Here is a 7,473-nt window from a genome sequence, read left to right as displayed (position 1 = left end):
CCTTCAGACCGCGGGGAGAGGGGAAAGAGGGGAGGGGCTCGGCCTTCTTGCCGTAGAAAGCTCAAGGCGCTTGGGGTATGGCCTGCTTGTCCGAAGTCCAGTTCGCCAAAGCCGCGGTTTGAAACCGGTCCGGCGTGGCGTTGAGAGGGGGGAAGAAAAAATCGTTTTGGGGCTGGGGCGCCGCCTTCGGCAGCGCCCCGGCCCCAAAACCCGCGGGAGAGTTTGAAAGTTGGGAAATGGGAGAGGATCCCGTTGCCGGAATGCGGCAATCCTCCATCATCCAAATGACGGGTCATGATATTCTGGTTTAAAATCAGGGAAACGGAGCAGAATTGGAGTGCCGGAATGGGCAGGGGTTACGGAAGGTGGGTGTTCCTCGTTCTGATGGGAGTCCTCGTCGCCTGTGCTCCTCCCCCTGGTTTCCAGCTCCCAGATGATCCCCTGGCGCGCATCCTGGGAAGGCGAGTCGGACGTGTGGTGATTGTGGGGGGCGATGGGAATCTCTATCTGACGGATCAGAGCGGCCTGCGTCAACGGGCGCTGACGGAGGACGCCGGCCCGACCGCCCAGGGTCGTCGGGCGTATCGACTCCCGGCCTGGTCTCCCGATGGCCGACGTCTGGCAGTTTTCGAGGTGCTGACAGAGGAAGTCACCACCGTGCGTGTGATCGGGCTGGAGCTTCCGTCCCGGTGGCCGCCGATCCGCCAGGTGTGGGGGGAGTGGAAGGAGGAGGAGCCGGTTCTGTTGAGCTGGTTAAATGCCCAGGCGCTGATCGCCCTGAGCCGGCAGGGGTCGCGACCTGGCCTTTATGCCCTGCGGGTTCTGGATCCGGGGAAAGGCCGTGAAACCCTTTTAGCTCAGGGCAGCCCCCTCTTCTTCAGCTGGAACGCTGCCCGGGGCGTGCTGGCATGGCACCGGGAAGGACGCTACCTGGAGTTGCATACACTGGATCGGGAGGAGACGCAGCAGCATTCCGACCATACCGCGGCCTTCAACGCGCCAGCCTGGTCGCCGGATGGCCGGTGGCTGATCTGGGCGGAACGAGAGGGGGATGCCAGCGCCCTTCGATGGGCAGGCGCCGAGGATCTCTCTGCCCGCACAATCCTCACCTTCACCGGAGGGGTGGCCTTCTCCTGGTCTCCTACCGGTCGTTATCTGGCGCTGATCACCGATCCCACCACCACGCTTCCGCGCGTCGGCCCCCTGGATCTTTACGATGTGGAGGCGGATCAGCTGACCCGGCTTGATGACCAAGCGAATCTGGCGTTTTTCTGGTCTCATGATGGCCGGAAGCTTCTGGCGTTTCGTCTCCTGGAGGCCGATCCGACTTCCGGGCAGGTTTTGCTTCAGGCCCGGATTTATGAGGTGTCCGGGAAAACCGGTCGGGATCTGGCGGCCTTTGTCCCATCCCGTTCCTTCCTGGAGGTTCTGGCCTTCTTTGATGTGTTCCAATCCTCGGCCTTCCTCTGGTCGCCCGATGACCGGTTTGTTCTGATCGCGGCGATGGAACCGGAGGGGGAAGCTGGGATCTATGCCCTGCATGTCTCCGGCTGGCTGGAGCCCCGCCGGCTGGGGGATGGCGTGCTGGCGTTCTGGTCTCCCCGTTGATCGGGTCGGATGAGCCGCCGAAGGCGGGCTTGCCCAACCTCCCATTCGAGCGGGGGATCGAAGGCCCTCCGCTCCGCCATGAAAACTCTCGGCGGGCCTGGAGGGGATGGACAAGACCGCTTCCCCAGGTCCCTGGCGGCGTGATCAGGTGCGTGGGGCCAGGGGCGCCGAAGCGGAGGCCGGTGTGGGGAGAGGGATCGATCGGCCTGCGCGGGCGGACTCGATGATGGCGATCACTTCGTTTCCGGACAGGTCATGGCGCTCCAGCAACGCCTGGGCCACCGCCTCCACCTCCGCCGCATGTTCCCGTAACAGCTGCTCCACTTTCTCCTCGCAATCCATCCAGAACCGTTCGATGATGTCCTGATAACGCGCGGGGTCCTCGGGTTTCAGCGGGTGGAATCCGAAGTAGCCCAGATCCAGCAGGATCATGATCCGCTGGCGAACCTGCTGAAAGTCCGCCCCGGCGCCGGTCCAATGCTCGCCCATGAAGATCTTCGTGGCCACGTGGCCGGCCAGGGAGACCAGGATCTCCGCCACCAGGCGTCGGAGGGGGACGGTGTATAGCTCCTGTTTGGGGGCGCTGTGGACGTAACCCAGGGCGCCGGGCATGTTGGTGCGACGGATCAGCGAGGCGCGGATGATCCGCTCGTCGGGCAGCAGGTAATACTGAGCCACCGCGTGGCCAGCTTCATGGTAGGCCACCTGGCGTCGCTGGAGCGGATCCATCTCTGCGATAGGGTTCTCCAGCCCCATCGCCTGCTCCTGGAGGGCCAGCTCGATATCCCGCTGGATGATGTAATCCCGTCCGTTGAACAGGGCGATGCGCACGGCGTCCTTGGTGATCGCCGCCATGATCTTGGCCGGCGTGGCCCACGCGGTATCTGCCACTAAGGACTCGATGTCGATCGCCGGATCGTGCTTGACTTTGGAAAGGTATCCCCGGATGATCTCCCGTCGCCCCGCCCGATCCGGCAGGTCCACGTAGATGATGCGATCGAAGCGTCCAGGGCGCACCAGAGCGGGATCCAGGGCGTCCGGTCGGTTGGTGGCGCCCATGAACAGCACATGCCAGCTGCGCGGCGGAGGGCGCTTCCCCAGGAGCCGGTAGATCCGTCCCTTGATCCGCTCCCAGCGGGTCAATTGGGTGATGCCATCCATTTCATATAGAAGGCGGGTCAGGGCTCCCGTGCCGCCCCATCCAAACCAGCCCAGAGGGCCCGTCCGCTCGCCGCCCATCACGCCGCCCCGGCTGGCCCCCACCGCGTCGATCTCATCGATGTAGGCAATGCAAGCTCCGTATTCCCGGGCCAGCTTCCGCGCTTTCCCCACAAACCACATCATCTTCAGGACATCCACTCCCCAGAACATGGATCGGAAACTGGACCCTTCAATCGAGATGAAGGGGATGCCGGCCTCGCCGGCGATGGCTTTGGCGAGCATGGTCTTTCCCGTGCCCGGGGGACCCGCCAGCAGGATGCCGTTGATGAACTGCCCGCCCATTTTCACGAAGCGGTCCCGGTTCGAGAGCAGGTCGATCCACTGGCGGACCAGACGCACCAGGTTCTCCTGTCCCCAGTAATCCGCCAGGGTGACCTGTTTCGGGTCGCCGGGCTTGATGACCTCCACCCGGCTACGGGACATGAACCAGAAAATGGCCACGAACTGGATGATGACGAAGGTGATGGCGAACAGGAGCTGGAGGGCGAAGCGCAGGAACAGGATCAAAGCGTTCAATACCACCGGCTCGACATAGGCCCAGTAGCCCAAGCCGCCTGCGCCGGCGATGAGGATCCCCCGGCGCCACCACCAGTGCCAGCCTCGGGTCAGGATCCTGCGCAGGCGAGGTCGAAGTCGCCGCCCGGATGTATCCATGGCCACCTCCTTCCAAGCCGCCCCTACCGCTTTTCAGGCCTCATAGAAGGAGGATGAGGGAGACGTCCATGACGTCCTCTAGGAGTCTCCCAACGGTGGGTCAGGATGGTAGGATGAAGCCCTGCCGTCCATCCTACCCTTTTGCTTTTCCTGCTCTCCGAAGAGCTGCGCCGTTCGTTGCCTCGGGCTTTGGGGGCAGGGCGTGGGCTCCCCACCGCGTCACTCCATCTGTGCCGCGAAGCCAAGGGGAGGGGACGAGCGCTGAATCGCTGACAGGAACCGCTGAGATGGCAAGGGATCAGTCGTTAACATTTTATTTTAGCTCAGGTTTGCGTAAAAAGGGACAACTTCGTCCTTTGCCTGCCGCTTGGGGTGGTGACTCCTAAGGTGGGGATGAGGTCGCTGCCTCGTAAAAAGGGGATAGGCCTCGCCTGCTTCTTCATGGCTTTTATTGGGCGGAAAGGAGGAGGCAATTTTCGCGGGATGGAGGCCGCATCCGGGGAACTGGAGGCGGGCGAGGTCGCCGAAGGAGGCTGGATGAAAAGAGCGAGGCCGGCCGGGATGGCGCCCGGATCCGCCTCATGCGCGCATCGTGAAGGCCTCCCGATGGATCCGCACACTCTGGACGAAGCCGATCCCCAGGCACAGGGAAAGGAGCGCGCTTCCTCCGTAGCTGATAAAGGGCAGGGGAAGACCCGCCACCGGCATCCAACCGACGTTCATCCCGATATTGACCAGCGTCTGGAAGGCGATCCAGGTGCCTACCCCCACCGCGATCAACCGTCCATAAGTATCTTCAGCCCGCCAGGCGATCCGGAAAATCCGTCCGAGGACCCAGAGATAGAGCGCCAGGACGCTCAGCGCCCCGACCAGCCCGAACTCCCCGGCCAGGACGGCGAAGATAAAGTCCGTGTGGCGCACCCGGAGGAACCCCCACACGTTCTGGGGGCTCTGCCCCCATCCTGTCCCCCACAGGCCCCCGCTGCCGATGGTGATCAGGGCCTGGGTGAGGTTGTAAGCGGTATTGGGATCCGGCTGAAGGCCCAGGAAGTGGAGGAGGCGCCCGCGCATGTAGGGCAACATGATCGTCCAGGCTCCGAGGGCTAAGGGGGCGCTGATCAGGCCAATGGCGAAAAGATGACGGGGGCGGATCCCCCAGGCGAAGAGCATACTGAGGCCGATGGCCAGGAGCACCACGGCGGTGCTCAGATTCGGTTGAAGGAAGATCAGCGCGGCGGGCAGGAGCAAATAGGCAAAGGCCAGCAACACGGTGCGGAAGGAATCGATGTTCCCCTCGCGATCCGCCAGGAAGCGGCCTAAGCTGAGGATAAGCAGGGGCTTGGCCAGCTCCGCCGGCTGGATGTTGAAGGAAGCGATCTCCAGCCAGCGGCGGACCGGGGCGATCTGGCTGCGGCCGGCGATAAGGGCCAACATCAGCAGGACCAGAATGGCGGCGTAGAGGATGGGCTGAAAGGCCCCCCAGATCCGGTAGTTCACCGAGGCGACCAGGAAGATCAGCAGGATCCCGATCAGCCCATAGAGGGCCTGCCGGCGGGGCGCATCGGCCAGATCCGGCGAGCGCAACACCGCGCTGGCGATCACGATGACGCCGATGCCCATCAGCGCCATCGTCCCGAGCAGCAGCCCGCCGTCGAAGCGCCGCCATTCACTTAGCTGTCCCTGGAGTCGCTGGATCATGATCGGCTATGCCGGTTCCCGAGGGGGATATCGGCCACCAGCCGGCATTCCCGCGCGTCCTGGGTGACGGTGACCCGCACCTCTTCGGCGATGATCGGAACATGGCGGGAGAGGACGGCGATGATCTCGTCCTTGATGACTTCCAGCAACCCGGGGGAGAGGTCGCTGCGATCGTGGACCAGGATGACCTGAAGGCGCTGTTTGGCGGTCTCCCGGGGCGAGGGTCGTCCCCGCAATCGATCCAGCCAGCTCATCGGCCACCTCCGCTGCGAACCAGCCGGCGCAACCAGCCCAGCACGCCCTGGCCATCTTCTGAGGGGAACAGGGGAACCGGTTCGCCCATCAGACGCCGGGCGATGGCCCGGAACGCCTGTCCCGCCGGCGATCGCTCTTCCAACACCACCGGGACGCCCCGGTTGGTCGCCACAATCACCTGTTCATCCTCCGGGATCACCCCCAGCAGCTCGATGGCCAGGATCTCCAGAACATCTGAGGTATCCAGCATATCCCCCCGGCGGACCATATCGGGTTTCAGGCGGTTGACGATCAGTTTGGGGGTGGGTTTCCCCATCGCCTCTACCAGCCCAATGACCCGATCCGCGTCGCGCACGGCCGCGACCTCCGGGTTCGTGACCAGGAGGATGAGATCCGCCGGGGCCAGGGCGGTTCGGAACCCCTCCTCGATGCCCGCCGCGGAGTCGATGAGGATGTAATCGAACTCGGGGCGCAGTTCCTCGCAGATGCGGACCATGTCCTCGGGCTTCACAGCGGATTTATCGCGGCTCTGAGCGGCTGGCAACAGGTAGAGGTCGGGGACCCGCTTGTCGCGAATGAGGGCCTGGCGGGTGCGACAGCGCCCTTCGACGACATGCACGATGTCATAAACGATGCGATTCTCCAGGCCCAGGACCACATCCAGGTTTCTCAATCCGATGTCCGCATCCATGCACACCACTTTCTTTCCGGCCATGGCCAGGGCCATCCCCACGTTAGCGGTCACGGTGGTTTTGCCAACCCCGCCCTTGCCGGAGGTCACCGTGATCACCTGCGCGCTCATCGCGATCCTCCTTTGAGGGAAAAGCCGGGAAACCTGTAATTCGACCTCCCCACGGCTCAGTAGGCTGTGGGGAGGGGAAGAAAACACCTTTCGGGGGCGGTGCGGGGGCTGAAGTCCCCTCGCACTGTCCCCGAAAACTTCCAAATCAGAAATCGACAAACCGCTAACCCAGGAAACGTCCCAGCCACTGTTCCCAGCGGGAGAGGGGACGCCATGGTTCGACGACGATTTGCCCGTTCTGAACCCTTGCCTGTTCAGGGATCGGCCGACGATGTTCCTCCGGAGAGCGTGCGATGTAATGCCCGATGCGGAGCTGGACCGGGCGGAGTTCCAGGGCGTAGACCGTTGCTGTATCATTTCCCGCACATCCCGCATGGGCGGTGCCCAACAGCCGCCCCCACACGATGATATCGCCGGTAGCCGCGATCTCCGCTCCAGGGTGAACGTCTCCGATCACGCAGAGATGGCCTTCCACCTGCAGGTAGTGGCCAGCCCGTAAGTTTCGATGAATCACCCAGGCCGGCTCCAGGGGAAGCTCTCGGGTTTCAGGGGCTCGCTCCGTGGTCGGGGACGATTGAAGGGGAAGGCCCAGCCGTCTCACCAGCGCCTGGGTCACCGGATGATCCGTCCGCACACCGGTTATAGAGAGGCCAAAACGATTCAGGAGGGCCTGCACACTTAACAGATCGGCTTCTTCCAGGATCCGATCGCCTAAGACGAGGACGGCCCGGCCGCCGGCGAAGAAACCCGGGTTCGCCGCCAGACGGGCTTCTAAAGCCCTCAGCGTCTCCGGCCAGGGCTCCGGGCCGAAAGAAAACCATAGCGCATCGCCTACCCCTTTGATGGCCACCGGCTCTCTGGACATCGCTGTCTCATGCACGAGCAGGGATTTGGGGCTGGAGCAGCCTGACCCCAAGGCCCGAAGGGCTTCGGAGGCTTTCGATGGTGGGCGGGCGAGGCCGCGGCAGGCAGCCTCACATGCCCACAACGGAAAGCTCAAATATCCGGTTGAGTTATAGTGTAAACTGATTTAAAAAGCAAGCCTCATCCGGGGATCGCGAACCCACCTTGTCTATTCGATTCGGCGGGTAAAATCCGGGATTCTCTCTCGAGGTGGAGGGGCGGGCTCCCGGAGGCGGCCCGCCCCACCACCGCCGGGGGAGACGAACTGCGTCCCGTCGACGCGATCTCCGCTCCCCCCCGCCCAGGGCCGGGGGCAGAGGCCGGCAGGTCGG

The 7,473-nt window shown here is 63.7% G+C and carries 6 protein-coding genes; 1 reads left to right on the top strand and 5 read right to left on the bottom strand.

Features of this window, described 5'->3' with window-relative positions; translation table 11 throughout:
* Nucleotides 1–369 precede the first annotated feature (369 nt).
* Complete coding sequence (locus tag NZM16_RS05895; protein ID WP_295450451.1) at nucleotides 370–1,608, top strand: hypothetical protein; 1,239 nt, start codon at nucleotides 370–372, stop codon at nucleotides 1,606–1,608.
* Between the two features lie 144 nt (nucleotides 1,609–1,752).
* On the opposite strand, the gene NZM16_RS05890 is transcribed toward NZM16_RS05895, so the two are convergent.
* The 5 genes from NZM16_RS05890 to minC form a co-directional block, all read right to left on the bottom strand.
* The gene (locus NZM16_RS05890) at nucleotides 1,753–3,483 is read right to left on the bottom strand and encodes an AAA family ATPase (protein WP_295450454.1); all 1,731 of its coding nucleotides are present in this window, start codon (nucleotides 3,481–3,483) and stop codon (nucleotides 1,753–1,755) included.
* Between the two features lie 579 nt (nucleotides 3,484–4,062).
* On the bottom strand, nucleotides 4,063–5,181 hold the full coding sequence (locus NZM16_RS05885; protein ID WP_295450456.1) for an FtsW/RodA/SpoVE family cell cycle protein: 1,119 nt from the start codon (nucleotides 5,179–5,181) through the stop codon (nucleotides 4,063–4,065).
* Nucleotides 5,178–5,435, bottom strand: a complete 258-nt coding sequence (gene minE / locus NZM16_RS05880) for a cell division topological specificity factor MinE (protein ID WP_295450458.1) — start codon at nucleotides 5,433–5,435, stop codon at nucleotides 5,178–5,180. Before minE ends, NZM16_RS05885 begins: the two co-directional genes overlap by 4 nt.
* A complete protein-coding gene (gene minD, locus NZM16_RS05875) occupies nucleotides 5,432–6,238 on the bottom strand; it encodes a septum site-determining protein MinD (RefSeq protein WP_295450460.1) in 807 nt (268 codons plus the stop codon). Before minD ends, minE begins: the two co-directional genes overlap by 4 nt.
* A gap of 163 nt (nucleotides 6,239–6,401) precedes the next feature.
* A complete protein-coding gene (gene minC, locus NZM16_RS05870; protein ID WP_295450463.1) occupies nucleotides 6,402–7,103 on the bottom strand; it encodes a septum site-determining protein MinC in 702 nt (233 codons plus the stop codon).
* Nucleotides 7,104–7,473: the final 370 nt, after the last annotated feature.

Source organism: Thermoflexus sp. (assembly GCF_025055495.1).
Lineage (GTDB): Bacteria > Chloroflexota > Anaerolineae > Thermoflexales > Thermoflexaceae > Thermoflexus.
Note: the sequence above shows the minus strand (reverse complement) of the source record. Positions and strands in the feature narration are given on the sequence as shown.

Excerpts from the sequence above, each read along its gene's own strand:
- minD (WP_295450460.1), bottom strand. The coding sequence starts at position 6,238 with ATGAGCGCGCAGGTGATCACGGTGACCTCCGGCAAGGGCGGGGTTGGC.
- minC (WP_295450463.1), bottom strand. The coding sequence starts at position 7,103 with ATGTCCAGAGAGCCGGTGGCCATCAAAGGGGTAGGCGATGCGCTATGG.
- NZM16_RS05890 (WP_295450454.1), bottom strand. The coding sequence starts at position 3,483 with ATGGATACATCCGGGCGGCGACTTCGACCTCGCCTGCGCAGGATCCTG.
- minE (WP_295450458.1), bottom strand. The coding sequence starts at position 5,435 with ATGAGCTGGCTGGATCGATTGCGGGGACGACCCTCGCCCCGGGAGACC.
- NZM16_RS05885 (WP_295450456.1), bottom strand. The coding sequence starts at position 5,181 with ATGATCCAGCGACTCCAGGGACAGCTAAGTGAATGGCGGCGCTTCGAC.